The sequence below is a fragment of the Streptomyces sp. NPDC059452 genome (assembly GCF_042750035.1).
In the GTDB taxonomy this organism is placed as follows: domain Bacteria; phylum Actinomycetota; class Actinomycetes; order Streptomycetales; family Streptomycetaceae; genus Streptomyces.
The window spans coordinates 273,785-295,688 of sequence record NZ_JBHYVE010000005.1 but is presented as its reverse complement, the minus strand read 5'-3'; the positions used below and the strand labels follow the sequence as shown (position 1 = coordinate 295,688).

Here is a 21,904-nt window from a genome sequence, read left to right as displayed (position 1 = left end):
GGCGCATGGTGCGTGCGATCGCAAGGCGCCGGAATGGTCTCGTAGCGGAGCTACTTGGCCATTTCGGCAACGCTGCGAGCGTGCGTGCCAGGCGTCGCGCGGCAGGCGGCAGTTTGACGACAGGCCCTAGGGCCTACCCCTCCGTACGGCCGACGGGCCGGGCGGACCGCCCCTGTATGGGTGGTTCTCCCGGCCCATTCGCATGAAACGGGCCAGATGGCGCGTTCTTACGCCGACCGGGTCCCAATCATGGCGTTCACAACGAGTGCGTGGAGGTACGCAGGTGAGCGCGCAGGTCACACCACCCCGCGGAAAAGGCATGTTCCGCACGAAGTCGGTCGAACAGTCGATCCTGGACACCGAGGAGCCCGAGCACGCGCTCAAGAAGTCCCTCTCCGCCCTGGACCTCACGGTCTTCGGCGTGGGCGTCATCATCGGCACCGGCATCTTCGTCCTCACGGGCAAGGTGGCGAAGGAGACGGCAGGGCCCGCGACCGCCTTCGCGTTCATCGCGGCGGGCGTCGTCTGCGCGCTGGCCGCGCTCTGCTACGCCGAATTCGCCTCCACCGTCCCGGTGGCGGGCTCCGCGTACACGTTCTCGTACGCGTCACTGGGCGAGCTGGTGGCCTGGATCATCGGCTGGGACCTGGTGCTGGAGTTCGCGCTGGGCACGGCGGTGGTCGCGGTCGGCTGGTCCGGCTACGTCCGCTCGCTGATGGACAACGTCAACTGGACGATGCCCGAAGCGCTCTCCGGCCCCGACGCGGCGGAGGGGTTCGGCTTCGATGTGCTGGCCTTCGTCCTGGTGCTGATCCTGACGGTCATCCTGGTCGTCGGCATGAAGCTCTCCGCCCGGGTCACCGCGGTCGTGGTGGCGATCAAGCTCGGCGTGGTCTTCATCGTGATCATCGCGGGAGCCTTCTTCATCAAGGCCGACAACTACAAGCCCTTCATCCCCCCGGCCGAGAAGCAGCCCACCGGTTCCGGCTGGGACGCCCCGCTGGTCCAGCTGATCTTCGGCTACGAGCCCACCAACTTCGGCATCATGGGCATCTTCACGGCCGCCTCCATCGTCTTCTTCGCCTTCATCGGCTTCGACGTGGTGGCCACGGCGGCCGAGGAGACCAAGCTGCCCCAGCGCGACATGCCGCGCGGCATCCTCGGCTCGCTCATCATCTGCACGGTGCTCTACGTGGCGGTCTCGATCGTCGTCACCGGCATGCAGCACTACAGCGAACTCTCCGTCAGCGCCCCGCTCGCCGATGCCTTCAAGGCCGTCGGGCACCCGTTCTACGCGGGTGTGATCAGCTTCGGCGCCGCCGTCGGCCTCACCACCGTCTGCATGATCCTGCTGCTCGGCCAGACCCGCGTCTTCTTCGCGATGAGCCGTGACGGACTGCTCCCGCGCTTCTTCTCCCGGACGCACCCGCGCTTCAAGACCCCGTATCGCCCGACGATCCTGCTCGGTGTGGTGATCGCGATCATCGCCGGGTTCACGAGCATCGACGAGCTGGCCACCCTGGTGAACATCGGCACGCTCTTCGCGTTCGTCGTCGTCGCCCTCGGCGTCCTGGTGCTGCGCCGCACCCGCCCCGACCTGCCCCGCGCCTTCCGTACCCCGTGGGTGCCGGTGCTGCCGATCGCCTCGGTGGCCGCCTCGGTCTGGCTGATGCTCAACCTGCCGGCGGAGACCTGGGCGCGGTTCGCGGGCTGGATGGCGCTCGGCGTGCTCGTCTACTTCCTGTACGGGCGCTCCCACAGCCGCCTGGGCAGGGAAGGCCGCTAGGGCCTGTCGTCAAACTGCCGCCTGCCCCTAGGGTCTTTCGTTCGGATCAGGCCGGACCCCGCGAGCCCGGCATGATCCGGACGAGAGGCCCTGGCCAACGCCCCGGGACTACGGCAGCGGCCGTACCGTACGGGGCCCGACACACCGGGCCCCGTACGCCTCGACCCGCTGCCGCAGCCCGCGGTCGGCGGTGACCACGACGCAGCCGCGTTCCGGGGCGGCGGCCGCCGCCAGCTCGGCGATCAGGTCGTCACCGCTGCCGGGCGCCGAGGCGACCTCGACACCGGGCACGGACGCCACACCCCGGGCGGCCCCCTCGACGACGAGCACGATCCGGGCCGGACCGGGAAGCCCCGGCAGCCCGTCCGCCGCGTACGGGACGAGCGAGTCCCGCAGCCGCTCCGCCGCCCCGCGCCGGTCCCGCCACCACCCGTCGGGCACGGAACCCACCACGTTGGCCCCGTCCACGATCACCAGTACCGCCGCCTCGTCGCTCATCCCGGCAGGGTGTCACGGCCGGGGGCGGTGCGTCGGGACCGTACGGGCGGTTGTGCGGCGGGACCGTCAGCCGCCGGTGGCGGGGGACTTCTTGGCTTCCTCGGGGATCGTGGTGTCCTCGCGGATCGCCTTCCACAACTGACCGGCCTGCGGCTCGGCGGCGATCACACGGTTCGGGTCGATCTTGTCGTACGCCACCGGCAGCATGATCGTCTCCATCGTGGCCGGGTCGACGCCGTTCATCGAGCGGGCGAACTCCGCCAGCGAGGTGAGCGAGGCGAGCCCCGAGTCGGTGGTGAGCGCCTTGGTGGCCGAGTTGGCGATCTTGTACGAGCTCGCCGGACTGCCCAGCAGGTCCTGCGACTTGACCTCGCTCAGCAGGGCGATCAGGAACTGCTGCTGGAGCCCGATACGGCCGAGGTCGCTGCCGTCGCCGATGCCGTGCCGGGTCCGTACGTAGGCGAGGGACTCGGTGCCGTCCAGCTTCTGCGGTCCGGCGGTGAGGTTCAGCCCGCTCGCCTTGTCGTTGATGTCCTGCGGTACGTCGACGGTGACCCCGCCGATCGCGTCGACCAGGTCCTTGAACCCGGCGAAGTTGATCTCCAGGTAGTGGTCGATGCGGACGCCGGACATCTTCTCCACCGTCTTCACCACACAGGCCGGACCGACCTGCGCGTAGACGGAGTTGAACATGACGCGCTCCTTGGCGGGCACGGTCGTCCCGCCGTCCTTGGCGCACTCGGGCCGGGTCACCAGCGTGTCGCGCGGGATGGAGACGGCGACGGCCTTGGACCGGCCCTCGGGTATGTGGACCACCAGCGCGGTGTCGGAGCGGGCGCCGCTGACGCTCCCCCCGCCGCCCAGCTCCTCGTTCTCCGCCCCGGCCCGCGAGTCCGAGCCCAGGACCAGCAGGTTCTGCCCGCTGGTGGGGAGCTTCTCGGGGCGGTCCTCGCCGAGCGCCTTGTCGATGTCGACGCCCTTGATGTTGCCGTCGAGCTGACTGAAGAGCCAGTAGGCGGTGCCGCCGGCCGCCAGCAGCAGAACGAGGAGAACGCCGAGCGTGATCTTGAGGCCGCGGCGGGACTTGCGGGGTTTGGCCGCCCGCCTGGAGGTGCGGGGGCCCGGAGGCATGACGTCGTTGCTCATCCTGTTTTCGAGTCCCTCGGTCTCGCGGCCCCGTGGGGCTGTGGCGGGTGGACTCGGGTGGGGGGAGGAGCCGGTCCGACAATCGTGGTGCGTAGAACTATAGACAGCTCATCGAGTATTCGTGCGAGTGCCATGTGGCGTCGCGCGGTCGTACGGACGGCATGGCGGCGTTGAACCGCAAGGGATCTTCATCTTCCGAGCACAACCTGTTCGCTCGCTGTGAGGGTCTAGGATGGGCCAGATTCGAAATCGCGTGCCATGGGTCGAACGTCTGGAAGGGTGACTCGGAACGATGCTCGGACGGACTGCCCGCCCGGCCGCCAGGGTTGCCCCCGGGGTCGGCCTGCTGCGGGGAATCTGGCTCGCCAGAGGCAGGGACGGCCGCCTCGCCGTCTACGCTCCGGCGGAGGGCGGACTCCGGCGCTGGACCGAGACGCGGCCGGGGGCGGAGGACTGGGGGCAGCCCGCCCTCCTTCCGGTCGCGGGCCTGACCCATCTGTCCGTGACGCAGGACACCAACGCGTACGTGCATTTCGTCGGCCGCCGCGAACGGCAGAAGGCCGACGGGCGGACCGTCGTCGACATCGTGTACGCCATCCAGTACCAGACGGGCCGTCCCGTGTCCGAGTGGCGTTCCCTCGGAAATCCGCACAAGGACGCGGAGCCGGCCGGCCGGCTCGGGGAGCCCGTGATCGTGGTCACCCCCTCGGGAATGGTGCACATCTTCGTCCGCAACGCCGACGGCGGACTGGCTCTGCGCCGTGAGCAGAGCGACGGCAAGTGGCGCCCCTGGGACGACCGCGGGGGCAGCGGCATCGAATCGGCCCTCGCGGCGATCGCCCTCGAATCCGGCCGCCTCGAACTGTTCGCCACCACGGCGGACGGCATTCTGCACTGGTCCCAGCAGGCCCCGGGCGGGGCGCTCGGCGCAGGGCGTCCGGCCCGCCTCGCCGCGGCGCCGGGCACGGTGGCGGTCCTGGAGACGGGGCCCGACCGGCCCACCTACTACTGGACCGATCCGGCGGGCCACGGAGTGGTGGCCTACCGGGCGGGGGCCTGGCCGACGGCCCTGGGCGGGGTGCCGGGCGAGGGCCCGCACGCCGCGCTCCGCGCCCTCGTGGACGGCTACGACTGCACGGTCCTGGCCCACCGCGGCGCCGACGGGAACGCCGTGGTCGGAGTGGGCGTCACCGAGGACGAGGCGAACGGGGTCTGGTGGTCCGACACGGGTGTGCGATGTCTCGCGCCGCCGGCCCTGGCCCTGGACGTCTTCGGCCGGGTCGTGGTGGCGGTCGTCGACGGTGACGGCATGCCACGGGTGGCCCGGCAGACGGACGACCCCGGCCTGACGCTCTCGGAGTGGCGAAGACTCTGATCCCGGCACGGGGCCGTCAGGCACTCATGGCACTTCCCTGCGAGTGAATGCCGCTTGACGTAGATCGCTGAGAGCCCTCAAAGGTTGTGCGCGCCGGACTATGGCGGATGTCACGAAGAAGTGTCGAGTGTGTCGTCAAGACATGTGCAGAATCTCCACATTGACATCTTTTAATATTCACTTAAAATTTTTGTCTGACGCAACAGTTCGAGAGCTGAGCCGCAAGCGATCGACGGGGGTGTGCCCGACTTCGAGTCAACGGGGATTCGTCGGGGGCGGTGTGCGGTGGTGGGGAAGTCGTCGTTGTGCAGGTGGTTACTCCTGCCTCGAACTGGAGAGTGAAGTATGGCCGCTGGGCCCCGTTTGAGTGTCATCGTTCCGTTCCAGGACGTTGAGACCTACCTCACGGAGTGCCTGGAGTCCATCGCGCGGCAGACCTTCCGCGATTTCGAAGTGATCATGGTGGACGACGGTTCCACCGACACCTCCACGGCGATCGCCCGGCGCTTCTGTGCCGCCGACCCACGCTTCCGGCTGATCCGTCAGGAGTCGCACGGCCCCGGGCACGCCCGCAACACCGGGCTCCGCGCCATGCACCCCGGCGGCGAGTTCCTGGTGTTCGCGGACGGCGACGACGTCATCCCCGAATACGCCTACGAGCTGCTCGTCCGCACCCTGACCGAATCCGGATCGGATTTCGTCTCCGGCAATGTCCAGATGATGAACTCCACCAAGAAGTGGCAGTCGCCCCTCCACAAGGGGCCCATGCAGCGGGACCGCAAGGGCACGCACATAACGCGCTTCGAGGCTTTGATCTACGACCGCACCGTGTGGAACAAGGTATTCCGCCGGTCTTTCTGGGACCACCACTTCATCGAGTTCCCCGAAGGCGTCCTATACGAGGACTCCTGGGTGAACATGTTCGCGCACTTCCGGGCGAGCAAGGTCGACGTCATCACCGACATCGTCTACCTCTGGCGTCGCCGTGACGGTGGTGCCGCTCCCTCCATCACCCAACGCCACACCGAGGTGTCCAACCTGCGGGACCGGGTCGCCGCCGTGCAGTCGGTGAGCCGTTTCCTCGGGCAGCACCGCTCGCGTCAGTTCCGGGACCACAAGCGCAAGTACGACCTCGCCTGCCTCAAGTCCGACCTCATGCTGCACCTCAAGGTCCTCCCGGACGCGGACGACGACTACCGCGACGCGTTCATGCACTGGGCTCAGGGATTCCTCGCCGAGGCCGACTACGACATCATCGAGGAGCTCCCCGCCGACGCCCGGGTCAAGTGGCTGCTCGTCCACCAGGGCCGGCTCGGCGAACTCCTCGACGTCCTGGAGTTCGAGCGCAAGGGCGGGCCGCTGCCGGTGCGCCGGAGACTGCGCCGCTACCTCAACTACCCGCACCTGGAGAACCGGAAGACGGGCCTCTACAAGAGCGACTACCGGCTCGACAAGGAACTCTCCCCCTACAGTTCGCTCTCCGGGGCGGAGTGGGACGGCGACTCCCTGGTCCTCAAGGGCTCCGCCTACATCCGGTTCATCAACGTCCACAAGCGGCACATGTCCACCAAGATGCTGGCGCTGCGCAACAAGAAGACCGGCAGCAAGCTCGTCAACCTGGCGAAGACCACCTACTTCCCCCAGGCCACCGAGTACTCGAACCAGAACCGCTACTGCTACGACTGGGCGGGCTTCGAGAGCCGCTTCGACGTCACCCGGCTCCAGCGGAAGGGCCAGTGGGTCGAGGGGACCTGGGACGTCGCCGCCGGGGTCTTCAGCCGGGGCCTGTTCCGGTACAAGGGAATCGGCCGGGGCAGCGCAGGCACCGCCGCCAACCCGGCGTACCGCTATGTCGACAAGAACACCCGTATCCTCCCGCTCTTCATGCAGGGCAGCCTGAAACTCCGTGTGGAGATCGTCCGCTGCCGCATCACCCGCCACCGGGTGGTCGGAGACCACCTGGAGGTCGGCGGGGTCCTGCTCGTCCCCGCCGTCCCCGAGTGGGGCAAGTTCCGTATCACCAGCATGAACGGCGCCGGCCGGCACGACTCCTGGATGAAGTTCCAGCCCGGCGGCGAGGGCTGGTGCACGTTCGCCACCCGCATCCCCCTCACCAGCCTCGTCCCCGGCTCCCGGGCGACCGGCGAGACCGTCCCCCAGGCCTGGACGATGGGCAGCAACGGCTGGAAGGTCACCCTGCACGTGGAGGGCCGCAAGACGCCGCTCTACCCGGTGATGGCCCAGGACGTCGAGGACGGCCACTACCGCATGCCCGCGTCGCTCCAGACCGAGGAGCGGGACCGTGAGGTCGTCGTCCACCGCAACGGCTCCGGCTATGTGGTGCTCTTCGAGCGCGCCGCCCTGCCTCTGCTCAGCGACGGGGAGTGGCTCGCGGACGGCTCGCTGGAACTCGTCTGCGAGTACGCCGGAGTGGACCTGCTCACCCCCGCCGAGCGGATCAGCGCCCACCTCGTCGTACGTTCCCGTGCCCACGGAGCCGAACGGGCGGTGCCGATCCAGTGGGACGGGCGTCGGTTCCGCGCCGTCCTGACCCCGGCCGCCATGCGCACCCTCGCCGGTGGCATCCCGCTCGCCGCCGGCCGCTGGGACTTCTTCCTGCGCCGTCAGGACCCGTCCGCGGTGGCCCCGGAGGACCGCTCCCCGGACCTCATGATCAAGATCGAACAGGGCATCATCCCGTCCATGCCCCAGGACCTCCAGGTGGGGGAGCGGCGCTACGAGCTCCAGGCCGAGGCGTACGACAGGCTGTCGATGCTCGTGCACTCCGCCATGCCCGAGGAGGCGCGGGGCCCGTACCGCCAGAAGCTGCTGCGGACCAAGGCCTACCCGCAGGCCCGCCGCGAGCCGATCCGCCCCGCGGTGCTGTTCGACGCCTTCAAGGGCACGCAGTACTCCGACAGCCCCCGGGCGGTCCACGAGGAGATGGTCCGGCGCGGAGTGGAGCTCGAACACCTGTGGGTCGTACGGGACGACCAGGTCGACGTGCCGCCGACGGCGCGGCCCGTGCGCATGTGGTCGCCCGAGTGGTACGAGGCCCTCGCGACCTCCCGTTACGTGGTGGCCAACAACCACCTTCCCGACTGGTTCAGCAAGCGCCCCGACCAGATCGTGGTGCAGACCTGGCACGGCACCCCGCTCAAGAAGATCGGCCACGACATCGAGTCGGTCCACTTCGCCGACCAGCGGTATCTGGAGCGGGTCGAGAAGGAGGTGCGGAACTGGGACATGCTCGTGTCGCCGAACAGCTTCTCCACCCCGATCCTCCAGCGGGCCTTCAAGTTCCCCGGCGAGATGGTCGAGTGCGGCTACCCGCGCAACGACATCCTGCGCCGCCCCGGGACAGAGCGCCACGCCGAGGAGATCCGGCGCCGCATCGGGCTGCCCCCCGGCAAGCGCATCATCATGTACGCCCCCACCTGGCGCGACGACCAGTTCTACGCGCCGGGAAAGTACAAGTTCGACTTCCGGATCGACCTCGACGACGCCCGGGCCCGGCTGGGGGACGACCACGTCCTCATGGTCCGCCGCCACCCGAACGTCGTGGACCCCGTACCCGGCGCGGGCGACGGTTTCGTCTTTGACGTGTCCGACTACCCGGACATGGCGGACCTGTCGCTGATCAGCGATGTGATGATCACGGACTACTCGTCCCTGATGTTCGACTTCGTCAACACCGGGCGCCCCATCCTGTTCTTCACCTACGACCTGGACCACTACCGGGACACTCTGCGCGGCTTCTACTTCGACTTCGAGCAGAGCGCCCCGGGGCCGCTGCTCTTCGCATCGGCCGAACTGATCTTCGCCATCCGGAACATCGACCGGATCGAGGCCGAGTACAGCGAGCGCTACCGCTGGTTCCAGCGCGAGTTCTGCGACCTCGACGACGGATACGCCTCCGCCCGGCTGACGGACCGCATCCTCGTGGCGGGCGGCGACCTCGATGCCCGGCAGGCGTCCGCCCCGGCCGTGGGCACCGTGACGCCACCGTCCCGGCCCAGTGCGCGGCAGCCGCAGCGGCCCGCCGAAGCCGGCCGTCCGACGCAGTGGAACGCGGGCGCCGGTCCGGCCGCCCACCACCCGATGAGCACCCCGACCGCTGGACCGTCCCGGCACGAAGTGGATGTCGTACATGTCTGACGCAGCCCCGAACGCACGCCGAGTGTTCAGCGGGGTCGAGGCCTCCGGCGCACACCCCCTGGAGTACCGCTTCGCCCACGCCAAGAACGGCAACCGCCACCTGGTCGTGGTCTTCGCCAACCTCAACGCCCCCGGCGAATGGGGCTGGGCCAACGGCGTACTGGACAAGACCCGTGCCAACATCCTCTGGATCCGCGACCAGTTCGACGGGCAGAACAGCTACTACCTGTGCAAGGAAATGGACTTCTCCCTGGAGCGGTCCGTCATCAACCTCATCTCACGGGTCATGAACGCCCTCGGGCTGACCCCCGACGAGTGCACCATGTACGGCAGTTCCAAGGGCGGGACCGCCGCCCTGCACTTCGGCCTGAAGTACGGGTTCCGGAACATCGTGGCCAGCGTGCCCCAGTTCCGTATCGGCTCCTTCGTCAGCGAGTCCATGCCGGGCGCCGCCCGCCTCATGATGGGCGAGGTGACCGAGGAGAAGATCCGCGTCCTCGACTCCGTCCTCTCCGACGTGGTGCGTACGAGCGCCAACCGGGATGCGAACATCTACCTGATCTCCTCGCCCCAGGACGAGCAGTACACCCAGCACGTCGAGCCGTTCCTCGGGCTGTTCCGGGACTACACGAACTTCAACTTCATCTACAACGACTCGTCGCTGATCGCCGGTCACGGCAAGGTGACGCTGCGCAACCTGCCCACCATGATGGGGCTGCTGAACCTCCTGGTGGACGGCATCACCCCCCGGATCGGTGTCGTCAGCAACGGCGGGGAGCAGCCACAACGCGACACCTCGGCCATCGACGCCTACCTGAAGGCCACCTCCCAGGTACAGGCCGAGGCGTTCCCCAGCCCCGTCGTCAGCCTGCCGACGCAGCACGCGGAAGTCCCCGGCAACCAGGTGCGGTTCGTCGGCAGCGCGCCCGGCGCCGTACGCGTCAGCATGTGGGAGAACGGCAAGTACCTCGGATCACCTCCGGTCCAGGCGGACGGCAGCTGGTCCTGGGAGCCCGAGAAGACCTGGTCCCCGGGGCGTCACGTCATCCGTCTCTTCGCGGTGAACGCGCAGAAGTTCCACAGCGAGCGCGCCGAGATCGTCTTCACCGCGCTGGAACCGGCGCTCGCCCCGGCGCCCCATCAGCCGGCCACCCCCGTCATCACGGCACCGGTCCCGCACCAGCAGGTGCGGAGCCAGACCATCCTCTTCACCGGGTACGCCGACGCGGGCACCCAGGTCGCCTTCAGCAGGGAGGGGTCGGTTCTGGGCACCACGATGGCCGGGCCGGACGGCATGTGGTTCTGGGAGCCCGGCTGGGCCTGGCCCGAAGGGCCGTACGCTCTCGACTGCTTCGCGGTGGACGGGGCGGGAGCGGAGTCGCCGATGGCCGCGATCCACTTCACCGTGACGGGAGCCCCCGCCGTACCGGCGAACGCCTCCTACGCCCAACCGCGTTACTGACGCCGCCCCAGAACCACGGGGCGCACGTCGGCCGGACGCGAGCCCCTCCCCGATCGGAGTCCGCCACCCATGTCCGCAGCACCGCCCGGCCCGCACACCGGCATCGACACCTCCGACGTGTACCCCGTGCAGTACCGCTTCAGCCACGCGAAGAAGGGCAACCAGCACCTGGTGGTCGTCTTCGCCAACATCGCCGCCCCCGACGACTACGGCTGGTCCAACGGCATCTTCGACGCACTGCGCTGCAACGTCCTGTGGATACGCGACCAGTTCGACGGCCAGAACAGCTACTACCTGTGCAAGGGGATGGACTTCACCCTGGAGCGGTCCGTCGTCACGCTGATCGCCAACGTGATGAACTCCCTGGGGCTCACTCCGGACCAGTGCACGATGTGGGGCGGCTCCAAGGGCGGCAGCGCGGCTCTGTACTTCGGGCTCAAATACGGCTTCCGCAACATCGTCTCGCTCGTTCCGCAGTTCCTGATCGGCACTTACCTGTACAAGCACCCCACGATCGGTGAGTTCATGATGGGGCAGGTCACGGAGGTGAACGTCCACGTTCTCGACCGGGTCATACCGGACCTCGTGATGTCCGGGGCGAACCGCGGGGCCAACATCTACCTGCTCTCCTCCCCGCAGGACGAGCAGTACCCCGTCCAGGTGGAGCCGTTCCTCCACCTTTTCCACGGCTACGAGAACTTCAACTTCGTCTTCAGCGACTCCCCGTTCATCACCAACCACATCGACGTCACCCGGCGCAATGTGCCGATGCTCATGGGGCTGGTCAACTTCCTCATCGACGGGATGGCTCCGCGCCTCGGCCATGTCGTCAACGGGCGGGAGCACCCGGCGGCCGACCGGTCGGGCATCGACGCCTATCTGAAGGCCACCGCGCAGGTCCGCGGTTCCTTCCCCGCCCCCGTGGTGCACGGACCGGTGCCCGGACAGCGGGTCCAGGGGCCGACGGTGCCGTTCACCGGTTCCGCGCCGGGAGCGGTGCGCGTCAGCATCTGGGAACGGGGGAAGTTCCTCGCGTCCCCGAACGTGGCGTCCGACGGAAGCTGGTCCTGGGAGGCAGGCCGTCCCTGGTCGCCCGGGGAGCACCTGGTGCGCGTCTTCGCGGTGGACGCCTCCGGCTTCGCCTCTCCGGCCACCGACCTCGCCTTCCAGGTGGAGAACGCCTACGCCGCGCCCGGCGGGCCCCGCTCCTGACCGGTCAGCCGGTGGTCACCCGCAGCAGCAGGGCCCAGTGGTCCGAGGCCGGGGAGCGGAGCACCGAACACCCCTGACGCGGCAGGCTCGTGAACAGGTAGTCGATCTTGTAGCCGCTTCGGTGGGTCTCCCGCGGTGCGCCGGACTCGCCGGACCGGTCGCACTCCCGGTAGGTGTTGTACGGGCCGTCGGTCCGGGCCCACGCGTCCGTTCCGGTCCCTGTGGGCGGTGCGGTGTTGAGGTCGCCGCCGAAGACGGTGCGTGGTCCGGACGCCGCACGGACCAGCGCCCGTAGCTGGTCCTCCCGCAGCTTGGCCGTCACCGCGGTGGCCCGGCCCTGCTGCGGGTTGAGGTGGGTCGTGCAGAGCCGTACGTTCTCCGCCCGCGCCGTGGCGCAGAGGATGCCGCGGCGCAGACCGGTGGCCGGCTGGGGCAGCGGGACATCGGCGACCCCGGTCAACGGCAGGGCGGACAGCATCCCGTACCCCGCCGTGCCCCGTCCGTCCCCCGTACAGCGGACGGTGGAGGTGCGCTCCTCCCGGACCGCCGTGTACGGGCGGAACAGACTCTGCCACCGGTCGCCCAGTGCTGTCCGTACGGCTGTGAGGTCCCCGGAGCAGACTTCCTGGAGCAGGATGACGCGGGCCCCGGACTGCCGGGCCAGGGCCTCGATCCGGTCCCGTTTCTCCTCGGCCGGCCCGGTGTCCTCGCAGTTCCACTGTCGTACGCCGCAGACGTTCCAGGTCGCGACGGACAGGGTGCCCCGTGCGTCGGTGGGGCCCGGGGCAGCGGGGGAGTCCTGCGCACCACCGGACAGCCGCAGACCGAAGGCCAGTCCCGCCAGCGCGGCGAGGACTCCCGCCCCCGCCACCCACAGCGGGACGCCCCCGCGGCGCCGTGGCGCACCCGCCCGTCGTCCCCGCATCTGCCTGCCTCTCCTCGCCTCTTCCCGGCATGACGGAGCGGGCCGCACAGCCTCTCGGCCGTGCGGCCCGCTCCGGGACCATGTCTACACCAGTACTACGCGGGCACGCTCGCCACGCCCTGTGCCAGGAACGGCTTGCCGTTCACCCGCTGGGAGACGCCCTCGCGGTCCAGGTACGGCGTGATGCCGCCCAGGTGGAAGGGCCAGCCCGCGCCGGTGATCAGGCACAGGTCGATGTCCTGGGCCTCGGCGACGACGCCCTCGTCCAGCATCAGGCCGATCTCCTGCGCCACCGCGTCGAGCACGCGGTCGCGGGTCTGCTCCTCGGTGAGGACGGTGTCGCCCTGCTTGAGGAGGGCGGCGACCTCGGGGTCGAGGACCGGGGCGCCGGAATCGTAGACGTAGAAGCCGCGCTTTCCTGCCTTGACGACCGCCGCGAGGTTCTCGGAGACCGTGAAGCGCTCCGGGAAGGCACGGTTCAGGGTCTCGGATACGTGCAGGCCGATGGCCGGGCCGACCAGCTCCAGGAGCACCAGCGGGGACATCGGCAGGCCGAGCGGCTCGACGGCCTTCTCCGCGACCTCGACCGGGGTGCCCTCGTCGATGACGTTCTGGATCTCGCCCATGAAGCGGGTGAGGATGCGGTTGACGACGAACGCCGGGGCGTCCTTCACCAGCACCGCGGTCTTCTTCAGCTTGCGGGCCACACCGAACGCCGTCGCCAGCGAGGCGTCGTCCGTCTGCTCGCCGCGCACGATCTCCAGCAGCGGGAGGATCGCGACCGGGTTGAAGAAGTGGAAGCCGACGACCCGCTCGGGGTTCTTCAGCTTCGACGCCATCTCGGTCACCGAGAGCGAGGAGGTGTTGGTGGCGAGGATCGCGTGCGCCGGGGCGACCGCCTCGACCTCCGCGAACACCTGCTGCTTGACGCCGATCTCCTCGAAGACGGCCTCGATGATGAAGTCCGCGTCCGCGAAGCCCTCGGCCTTGTCCAGGACACCGGAGACCAGGCCCTTGAGGCGGTTGGCCTTGTCCTGGTTGATGCGGCCCTTGCCGAGCAGCTTCTCGATCTCGGCGTGGACGTAGCCCACACCCTTGTCGACGCGCTCCTGGTCGATGTCCGTGAGGACGACCGGGACCTCCAGGCGGCGCAGGAACAGCAGCGCCAGCTGGCTGGCCATCAGACCCGCGCCCACGACGCCGACCTTGGTGACCGGGCGGGCCAGGTTCTTGTCCGGGGCACCGGCCGGGCGCTTGGCGCGCTTCTGGACCAGGTTGAAGGCGTAGATGCCGCTGCGCAGCTCGCCGCCCATGATCAGGTCCGCGAGCGCCTGGTCCTCGGCGTCGAAACCGGCGGACAGGTCGCCGTCCTTGGCCGCCGCGATGATGTCCAGCGCGCGGTACGCCGCCGGGGCCGCGCCGTGCACCTTGGAGTCCGCGATGGCCCGGCCGCGGGCGACGGCCGCGTCCCAGGCGTCGCCGCGGTCGATCTCCGCGCGCTCCACCGTGACCGAGCCCTTGAGCACGTTCGCGGTCCAGATCAGCGACTGCTCCAGGAAGTCCGCGCCCTCGAAGATCGCGTCCGCGATCCCGAGCTCGAAGACCTGCTTGCCCTTGAGCTGACGGTTCTGGTTGAGCGAGTTCTCGATGATCACCGAGACCGCGCGGTCCGCGCCGATCAGGTTCGGGAGGATCGCGCAGCCGCCCCAGCCCGGGACCAGACCGAGGAAGACCTCGGGCAGCGAGAACGCCGGGATGGCGGTGGAGACGGTGCGGTAGCCGCAGTGCAGACCGACCTCGACACCGCCGCCCATCGCCGCGCCGTTGTAGTACGCGAACGTCGGGACCGCGAGGCCGGAGAGGCGGCGGAAGACGTCGTGGCCGCCCTTGCCGATGGCGAGCGCGTCCTCGTGGCGGCCGAGCAGCTCGACGCCCTTCAGGTCGGCGCCGACGGCGAAGATGAACGGCTTGCCGGTGATGCCGACGCCGGTGATGGTGCCCTCCGACGCCTCCTTCTCGACCTGGTCGATCGCGGCGTCCAGGTTGGCCAGCGACTGCGGCCCGAAGGTGGTCGGCTTGGTGTGGTCCAGGCCGTTGTCCAGCGTGATGAGCGCGAACCGCCCGGCGCCGTACGGCAGGTCCAGGTGGCGTACGTGCGCCTGCGTGACGACCTCGCCGGGGAACAGCTCGGCCGCACCCTTCAGAAGCTCAGTGGTGGAGCTCACTTGTTGCCTCCGTCAGCGTTGAAGTGCGGGTTCTCCCAGACGACCGTGGCGCCCATGCCGAAGCCGACGCACATCGTCGTCAGGCCGTAGCGGACCTCGGGCTGCTCCTCGAACTGCCGGGCCAGCTGCGTCATGAGCCGGACACCGGAGGAGGCGAGCGGGTGGCCGTACGCGATGGCGCCGCCGTACTGGTTGACGCGGGCGTCGTCGTCGGCGATGCCGTAGTGCTCCAGGAAGGCGAGCACCTGCACGGCGAACGCCTCGTTGATCTCGAAGAGACCGATGTCGTCGATGGTCAGACCGGCCTGGGCCAGCGCCTTCTCGGTCGCCGGGATCGGGCCGTAGCCCATGACCTCCGGCTCGACGCCCGCGAAGGCGTACGACACGAGGCGCATCTTGACCGGGAGGCCCAGCTCGTTGGCGACGTCCTCGGCGGCGAGCAGCGAGGCGGTGGCGCCGTCGTTGAGCCCCGCGGCGTTACCGGCCGTGACGCGGCCGTGGGCGCGGAAGGGGGTCTTCAGACCCGCCAGCGACTCCATGGTGGTGCCCGGACGCATCGGCTCGTCGGCGGTGACCAGGCCCCAGCCCGTCTCGCCCGCTTCGGCGTTGGTGCGGCGCACCGATACCGGTACCAGGTCCTGCTGGATCTTGCCGTTGGCGTACGCCTTGGCGGCCTTCTCCTGCGAGCGCACCGCGTAGGCGTCGGCGCGCTCCTTGGTGATCGTGGGGTAGCGGTCGTGCAGGTTCTCCGCCGTCATGCCCATGAACAGGGCGGACTCGTCGACCAGCTTCTCCGACACGAACCGCGGGTTCGGGTCGACGCCCTCACCCATGGGGTGGCGGCCCATGTGCTCGACGCCACCGGCCACGACGACGTCGTACGCGCCGAAGGCGATGGAACCGGCCGTCGCGGTGACGGCGGTCAGGGCGCCCGCGCACATGCGGTCGATCGAGTAGCCGGGGACCGACTGCGGCAGACCGGCCAGGATTCCGGCGGTACGGCCGAGGGTGAGGCCCTGGTCGCCGATCTGCGTGGTCGCGGCGATGGCGACCTCGTCGATCTTCTTCGGGTCCAGGTCCGGGTTGCGGCGCAGCAGCTCCCGGATGGCCTTCACGACGAGATCGTCGGCGCGGGTCTCGTGGTAGATGCCCTTCGGGCCCGCCTTGCCGAACGGGGTGCGGACGCCGTCGACGAAGACGACGTCCCGGATGGTACGAGGCACGATGGCTCTCCTCCAGGGTGCGGGATGGCACTGCTGCGGGGCACGCCCGTGGGGCGCACCGCCTGCCCTCATGCTACTTGCGGGTAACCAGACTGCCCACCCCTCATGGCCGGAGCGTCGAAGGTCACACCGCTCCCGTGCCGGGTACGGGGCGCCCGAGGCCTCCGGGAGGCGGAAGAAGCGGCTCCGACCTTGGCGTGATTTCGACCATCGGTTCGGTGCGGGAACGCGGTCCGGACAGCAGAACACCCCCGGAGGGTGACCGGGGGTGTTCGCTGTGTGTTCCTCGCGAGTGTCTTCGCCGGGCCTGGCTCAGGCGCTGGTGTCGAGCGCCCGCACCAGCAGTGGGCCCACCTGCGCGATCTGCCAGTGCCGGGCCCCGTACGCCGCGAGCGTGTCCTCGACGGCACTCGGCGTCAGGATCTTCGGCGGCTCCCAGCAGACCCGGCGCACGGTGTCCGGGGTGATCAGGTTCTCCTGGGGCATGTGGAGCCGCTCGGCCAGCTCGGAGACGGCCGTGCGGGCGGCCGAGAGCCGGGCCGCGGCAGCCGGGTCCTTGTCGGCCCAGGAGCGCGGGGGCGGCGGGCCGGCCGGCTGGGCGCCGGGCTGCGGCAGCTCCGACTCCGGCAGCGCCTTGGCCCGCTCCACCGCCGCCTGCCACTGCTCCAGCTGTCGGCGGCCCATCCGGTGGCCGAATCCCGGCAGGGCGCTCAGCGCCTGCGCATTGGCGGGCAGCGCGAGGGCGGCCTCCACGATCGCGGCGTCGCCCAGCACCTTGCCGGGGGAGATGTCACGGCGCTGGGCCACCTGGTCCCGGGCGTTCCACAGCTCGCGCACGACCGCCATCTGACGGCGCCGGCGGACCTTGTGCATGCCCGAGGTGCGGCGCCAGGGGTCCTTGCGCGGCGGGGCGGGCGGCGCCGAGGCGATGGCGTCGAACTCCTCCCGGGCCCACTCCAGCTTCCCCTGCCGCTCCAGCTCGTCCTCCAGCGCGTCGCGCAGGTCGATCAGGAGCTCCACGTCGAGCGCGGCGTAACGCAGCCAGGGCTCGGGCAGCGGGCGGGTGGACCAGTCGACCGCGGAGTGGCCCTTCTCCAGGGCGTAACCGAGGACGTTCTCGACCATGGCGCCGAGACCGACGCGCGGGAAGCCCGCGAGGCGTCCGGCCAGCTCGGTGTCGAAGAGCGAGGTGGGAGCCATGCCTATGTCCCGCAGACAGGGCAGGTCCTGGGTGGCGGCGTGCAGGATCCACTCGGAGCCGGTGAGGGCGGTGGACAGGCCCGAGAGGTCGGGGCAGCCGACCGGGTCGACCAGTGCGCTGCCCGCGCCGTCCCGGCGCAGCTGCACGAGGTAGGCGCGCTGGCCGTAGCGGTAGCCGGAGGCGCGCTCGGCGTCGACGGCCACCGGTCCGGTGCCGCCCGCGAAGGCGGCGATCACCCGGGCGAGGGCGTCGTCGGAGGCCACCACCGGGGGAATGCCCTCGCGCGGTTCGAGCAAGGGGATCGGCGCCGGGGCGACGTCGTCCGGGGGAGCGCCCCCGGTGGTTCGCAGTGAGCTGTCTGCTGCGGTCTCTTGGGCGTCGGTCACGCGTCAAGGGTATCTGTGTATACGCGCCACCCGTCGACGGAACGTTCCGTCGACGGGTGGCCATGCGCGTATTCCAGCCGGAGGCGCATCGGTGCACGTCCCGGCGGGGGTGGGGGTCAGTGGATGATGCCCGTCCGCAGGGCGACGGCGACCATTCCGGCGCGGTCTCCGGTGCCGAGCTTGCGGGCGATGCGGGCGAGGTGGGACTTGACGGTGAGGGCGGAGAGGCCCATCGAGACGCCGATGGCCTTGTTGGACTGGCCTTCGGCGACCAGGCGGAGCACCTCCACCTCACGGCCGGACAGTTCGCGGTAGCCGCCCGGGTGGCTCGGGGAACCGGGGGGCCTGCGGTGCATACGGGCGGCATTGGCGCCGATGGGGGCGACGCCGGGACGGGTGGGGTGGCCGATGTTGGTTCGGGTGCCGGTGACGACGTACCCCTTTACGCCGCCCGCGAGGGCGTTGCGAACGGCGCCGATGTCGTCGGCGGCGGAGAGGGCGAGACCGTTCGGCCAGCCTGCGGCGCGGGTCTCGGACAGCAGGGTCAGCCCGGAACCGTCGGGCAGGTGGACGTCGGCAATGCAGATGTCGCGCGGGTTGCCGACGCGGGGACGTGCCTCCGCGATGGACGACGCCTCGATGACGTCACGTACTCCGAGGGCCCACAGATGGCGGGTGACGGTGGAACGGACGCGCGGGTCGGCCACGACGACCATGGCCGTCGGCTTGTTCGGGCGGTAGGCGACCAGGCTTGCGGGCTGCTCAAGGAGAACGGACACCAGGCCTCCTGGGGGAGTGGCGGGACGGGGCCGGCTCGGGGGATGAAGCCGGGGCGAACCGTGCTTGAAGGGTCATTGACCTCTTCGGCAGCAGACCCGTCCTCCTTTAGAGGAAGATCACGATTTAGTGAGTAACAATTCGGGCAAATAGGACGCGCGATCGATTGTACGAAAAGAGAGTCGGCGCTTGTGCGAAACGGGTGACGTTCTGTTACGAAACCTGCGGCCCGCGCCGCTGCGGCAGCGTCACCACCGCCGCGTCCGCCGGGTCCGACGGTGGCAGCCCCGCGATCTGGCAGAGCAGATCACCCCAGGCCATCAGGTGCGAGGCCGCGTCCGGCGCCCCGTTCCGCCCCTCGCGCGGCGTCCACGAGGCCCGGATCTCGATCTGCGTCGCCGGACGGCGCGCGGAGAGCGCACCGAAGTAGTGCGATCCGGCGCGTGTCACCGTCCCTCCGGCTTCCCTGTACGACAATCCGCGCGCGTCCAGCGCCCCGGTCAGCCAGGACCAGCACACCTCCGGCAGCAGCGGATCGGCGGCCATCTCCGGCTCCAGCTCCGCCCGCACCAGCGTCACCAGCCGGAAGGCGCCCTGCCAGGCGTCGTGCCCCGCCGGATCGTGCAGCAGGACGAGCCGGCCGTCCGCGAGGTCGTCCTCGCCGTCGACCACCGCCGCCTCCAGGGCGAACGCGTGGGGAGCCAGGCGCTGCGGCGGGCGCGTGGCCTCCACCTCCAGCTCCGGGCGGAGCCGCGCGGAGCGCAACGCGTCGACCGCCGAGCGGAACGCGGGCGGGACGGGAGGACCCTCCGCACTGTCCTTGCTGTCAGCGCCATCGGAATGATCGGAAAACTGTCCCTGAGCCGGAGCCATGCCGGGAAGAGTAGGCGGAACGCGGGCCTCGCGCAGGGAGAGACACCCGTGCGGCGCCGGGCTCCTTCGCCGTGCGTGCGAAGATTTGGTGCGTGAGTGCCAACGACCGCCCTTCGGGCCAGCAGACGACGACCGCCGCCAGCCACGACACCGCCCGGAGCGCCACCCGTGAATCGGCGTTCCTGAAGGCCTGCCGGCGCGAACCCGTGCCGCACACGCCGGTCTGGTTCATGCGGCAGGCGGGGCGCTCGCTGCCCGAGTACCTGAAGGTCCGCGAGGGCATCGCGATGCTCGACTCCTGCATGATGCCGGAGCTGGTCACCGAGATCACGCTCCAGCCCGTACGCCGCCACAAGGTCGACGCCGCGATCTACTTCAGCGACATCGTCGTCCCCCTCAAGGCCATCGGCATCGACCTGGACATCAAGCCCGGCGTCGGCCCCGTCATCGCCGAGCCCATCCGCACCCGCGCCGACCTGGCCCGGCTGCGCGACCTCACCCCCGAGGACGTCCCGTACGTCACCGAGGCCATCGGGATGCTCACCGCCGAGCTGGGCGCCACCCCGCTCATCGGCTTCGCCGGGGCCCCGTTCACGCTGGCCAGCTACCTCGTCGAGGGCGGCCCCTCGCGCAACCACGAGCGCACCAAGGCCATGATGTACGGCGACCCGCAGCTCTGGGCCGACCTCGTGGACCGGCTCGCCGAGATCACCGGCGCCTTCCTCAAGGTCCAGATCGAGGCCGGCGCCTCCGCCGTCCAGCTCTTCGACTCCTGGGTCGGCGCGCTGGCCCCCGCCGACTACCGGCGCGCCGTGCTCCCCGCCTCCGCGAAGGTCTTCGACGCCGTCGCCCCGTACGGCGTCCCCCGCATCCACTTCGGCGTCGGCACCGGCGAGCTGCTCGGGCTGCTGGGCGAGGCCGGGGCGGACGTCGTCGGCGTCGACTGGCGCGTCCCGCTGGACGAGGCCGCCCGCCGCGTCGGCCCCGGCAAGGCGCTCCAGGGCAACCTGGACCCGGCCGTGCTCTTCGCGCCCACCCCGGCGGTCGAGGCCAAGACCCGCGAGGTGCTGGACGCCGCCGCCGGTCTGGAGGGCCACGTCTTCAACCTGGGCCACGGCGTGATGCCGAACATGGACCCGGACGCGCTGACCCGGCTCGTGCAGTACGTGCACGAGCAGACCGCGCGCTGATCCAGGGGCGTCCGGGGCGCGCGGGAGGGCCAGTCAGCTCCCCGCGCCCCGCACCGCCGCCACCGCCTTGCGGGCGGCCACCAGGACCGGGTCCCAGACCGGCGAGAACGGCGGCGCGTACCCCAGGTCCAGCGCCGTCATCTGCTCCACCGTCATCCCGGCCGTCAGCGCCACCGCCGCCACGTCGACGCGCTTCGCCGAGCCCTCACGGCCCACGATCTGCACCCCGAGCAGCCGCCCCGTACGGTGCTCCGCGATCATCTTCACCGTCATCGGCTTCGCCCCCGGGTAGTAGCCCGCCCGCTGCGTCGACTCGATGGTCGCCGTGACGTACCGCAGCCCGACGGCACGGGCGTCCTTCTCCCGCAGCCCGGTCCGGGCGATCTCCAGGTCGCAGACCTTGCTCACCGCCGTACCGACGACGCCCGGGAACGTGCCGTAGCCGCCGCCGACGTTCGACCCGATGACCTGGCCGTGCTTGTTGGCGTGCGTGCCCAGCGCGATGTGGCGGGTCCGGCCCGCCACCAGGTCCAGGACCTCCACGCAGTCGCCGCCCGCCCAGATGTTCCCGTGGCCCACCGCCCGCATCGCCAGGTCGGTGAGGATCCCGCCGTGCGGCCCCACCGTGAGACCCGCCTCCCGGGCCAGCTCCGCCTCCGGCTCGACGCCGATGCCGAGGACCACCACATCGGCCGGGTAGGTCCGCTCCTCGGTCGCCACCTCGCTGACCCGGCCGTCCGGGCCGGTCAGGATCCTGGTGACCGAGGCGCCGTTGACCGTGGTGATGCCGAGGCCGTCCATCGCCTCGTGGACGAGCGCGCCCATGTCCGGGTCGAGCGTGGCCATCGGCTGCTCGCCCCGGTTGAGGACGGTCACCTCGAAGCCGTGCTTGAGCATCGCCTCGGCCATCTCGACGCCGATGTACCCGGCGCCGACCACGACCGCCTGCCCCCTCTTCCCCGGGTCCAGGGCGTCCAGCGAGTCGAGCAGCGCCTGCCCGTCGCCCAGGGTCTGCACCCCGTGCACGCCGGGTGCGTCGATGCCGGGCAGCTGGGGGCGGACCGGACGGGCCCCGGTGGCGATCACCAGCTTGTCGAAGCCCGTCCAGTACGTGTCCCCGCTCTCCCGGTCCAGCGCCCGTACCCGCCCCCCGGCCACATCGATCTCCGTGACCTCGGTGCGCATCCGCAGATCGATGTCCCGCGCCCGGTGCTCCTCGGGGGTACGGGCGATGAGGTCGTCCCGGTGCCCGACGTCCCCGCTCACCCAGTACGGGATGCCGCAGGCGGAGTACGAGGTGAAGGCGGAGCGCTCGAAGGCGACGATCTCCAGCTCGTCCGGCCCCTTCAGCCTGCGGGCCTGGGGGGGGGGGGGGCGGGCCCCCCCCGCGGCCGCCCCGACCACCACAGGGGGCGGCGGCGGAGCGGGGGCGGTGGCCGCCCCCACCCCCCCCCACACCAAACGCCC

15 protein-coding genes are annotated in these 21,904 nt (G+C 70.4%); 6 read left to right on the top strand and 9 right to left on the bottom strand.

All coding sequences use genetic code 11. The features are described from left to right. The first annotated feature begins 319 nt into the window (after positions 1 to 319). On the top strand, positions 320 to 1,786 hold the full coding sequence (locus ACFW9Z_RS10685; protein WP_384637512.1) for an amino acid permease: 1,467 nt from the start codon (positions 320 to 322) through the stop codon (positions 1,784 to 1,786). Between the two features lie 108 nt (positions 1,787 to 1,894). Here the strand turns inward: ACFW9Z_RS10685 and ACFW9Z_RS10680 are convergent, their stop codons facing one another. Both ACFW9Z_RS10680 and ACFW9Z_RS10675 read right to left on the bottom strand, forming a co-directional pair. Beyond that, the gene (locus ACFW9Z_RS10680) at positions 1,895 to 2,284 is read right to left on the bottom strand and encodes an NTP pyrophosphohydrolase (RefSeq protein ID WP_384637510.1); all 390 of its coding nucleotides are present in this window, start codon (positions 2,282 to 2,284) and stop codon (positions 1,895 to 1,897) included. A gap of 66 nt (positions 2,285 to 2,350) precedes the next feature. After that, on the bottom strand, positions 2,351 to 3,430 hold the full coding sequence (locus ACFW9Z_RS10675; RefSeq protein ID WP_384637507.1) for an LCP family protein: 1,080 nt from the start codon (positions 3,428 to 3,430) through the stop codon (positions 2,351 to 2,353). Between the two features lie 292 nt (positions 3,431 to 3,722). Here ACFW9Z_RS10675 and ACFW9Z_RS10670 point away from each other — a divergent pair, with 292 nt between their 5' ends. The 4 genes from ACFW9Z_RS10670 to ACFW9Z_RS10655 all read left to right on the top strand — a co-directional run bounded on the left by ACFW9Z_RS10670 (position 3,723) and on the right by ACFW9Z_RS10655 (position 11,637). Then, positions 3,723 to 4,805 carry a hypothetical protein gene (locus ACFW9Z_RS10670; RefSeq protein WP_384637504.1) on the top strand — a complete coding sequence of 361 codons (1,083 nt, stop codon included), beginning with the start codon at positions 3,723 to 3,725 and terminating at the stop codon, positions 4,803 to 4,805. Between the two features lie 363 nt (positions 4,806 to 5,168). Beyond that, positions 5,169 to 8,963, top strand: a complete 3,795-nt coding sequence (locus ACFW9Z_RS10665) for a CDP-glycerol glycerophosphotransferase family protein (RefSeq protein ID WP_384637502.1) — start codon at positions 5,169 to 5,171, stop codon at positions 8,961 to 8,963. Beyond that, entirely contained in the window at positions 8,956 to 10,425 is a 1,470-nt protein-coding gene (locus ACFW9Z_RS10660) for a hypothetical protein (RefSeq protein WP_384637499.1), read from the top strand. The genes ACFW9Z_RS10665 and ACFW9Z_RS10660 overlap by 8 nt, the downstream gene beginning before the upstream one ends. 69 nt (positions 10,426 to 10,494) lie before the next feature. Continuing rightward, entirely contained in the window at positions 10,495 to 11,637 is a 1,143-nt protein-coding gene (locus tag ACFW9Z_RS10655; protein WP_384637496.1) for a hypothetical protein, read from the top strand. A 4-nt stretch (positions 11,638 to 11,641) separates the two neighbouring features. Here the strand turns inward: ACFW9Z_RS10655 and ACFW9Z_RS10650 are convergent, their stop codons facing one another. The 6 genes from ACFW9Z_RS10650 to ACFW9Z_RS10625 form a co-directional block, all read right to left on the bottom strand. Next, on the bottom strand, positions 11,642 to 12,562 hold the full coding sequence (locus tag ACFW9Z_RS10650; protein WP_384637494.1) for an endonuclease/exonuclease/phosphatase family protein: 921 nt from the start codon (positions 12,560 to 12,562) through the stop codon (positions 11,642 to 11,644). Between the two features lie 95 nt (positions 12,563 to 12,657). Then, the gene (locus tag ACFW9Z_RS10645; protein WP_384637491.1) at positions 12,658 to 14,787 is read right to left on the bottom strand and encodes a 3-hydroxyacyl-CoA dehydrogenase NAD-binding domain-containing protein; all 2,130 of its coding nucleotides are present in this window, start codon (positions 14,785 to 14,787) and stop codon (positions 12,658 to 12,660) included. Beyond that, a complete protein-coding gene (locus tag ACFW9Z_RS10640) occupies positions 14,784 to 16,010 on the bottom strand; it encodes a thiolase family protein (RefSeq protein ID WP_384637488.1) in 1,227 nt (408 codons plus the stop codon). Before ACFW9Z_RS10640 ends, ACFW9Z_RS10645 begins: the two co-directional genes overlap by 4 nt. A gap of 312 nt (positions 16,011 to 16,322) precedes the next feature. Then, positions 16,323 to 17,597, bottom strand: a complete 1,275-nt coding sequence (locus ACFW9Z_RS10635; protein WP_384637485.1) for an HRDC domain-containing protein — start codon at positions 17,595 to 17,597, stop codon at positions 16,323 to 16,325. Between the two features lie 116 nt (positions 17,598 to 17,713). Next, positions 17,714 to 18,376 carry a response regulator transcription factor gene (locus tag ACFW9Z_RS10630; protein ID WP_003965521.1) on the bottom strand — a complete coding sequence of 221 codons (663 nt, stop codon included), beginning with the start codon at positions 18,374 to 18,376 and terminating at the stop codon, positions 17,714 to 17,716. A gap of 211 nt (positions 18,377 to 18,587) precedes the next feature. After that, a complete protein-coding gene (locus ACFW9Z_RS10625; protein ID WP_384637482.1) occupies positions 18,588 to 19,247 on the bottom strand; it encodes a DUF3000 domain-containing protein in 660 nt (219 codons plus the stop codon). Between the two features lie 92 nt (positions 19,248 to 19,339). On the opposite strand from ACFW9Z_RS10625, the gene hemE reads away from it, so the two are divergent. Further along, entirely contained in the window at positions 19,340 to 20,437 is a 1,098-nt protein-coding gene (gene hemE, locus ACFW9Z_RS10620; RefSeq protein ID WP_384637479.1) for a uroporphyrinogen decarboxylase, read from the top strand. A 33-nt stretch (positions 20,438 to 20,470) separates the two neighbouring features. Here hemE and ACFW9Z_RS10615 read toward each other — a convergent pair whose 3' ends face one another. Beyond that, entirely contained in the window at positions 20,471 to 21,844 is a 1,374-nt protein-coding gene (locus ACFW9Z_RS10615; protein WP_384637565.1) for an FAD-dependent oxidoreductase, read from the bottom strand. Positions 21,845 to 21,904 lie beyond the last annotated feature (60 nt).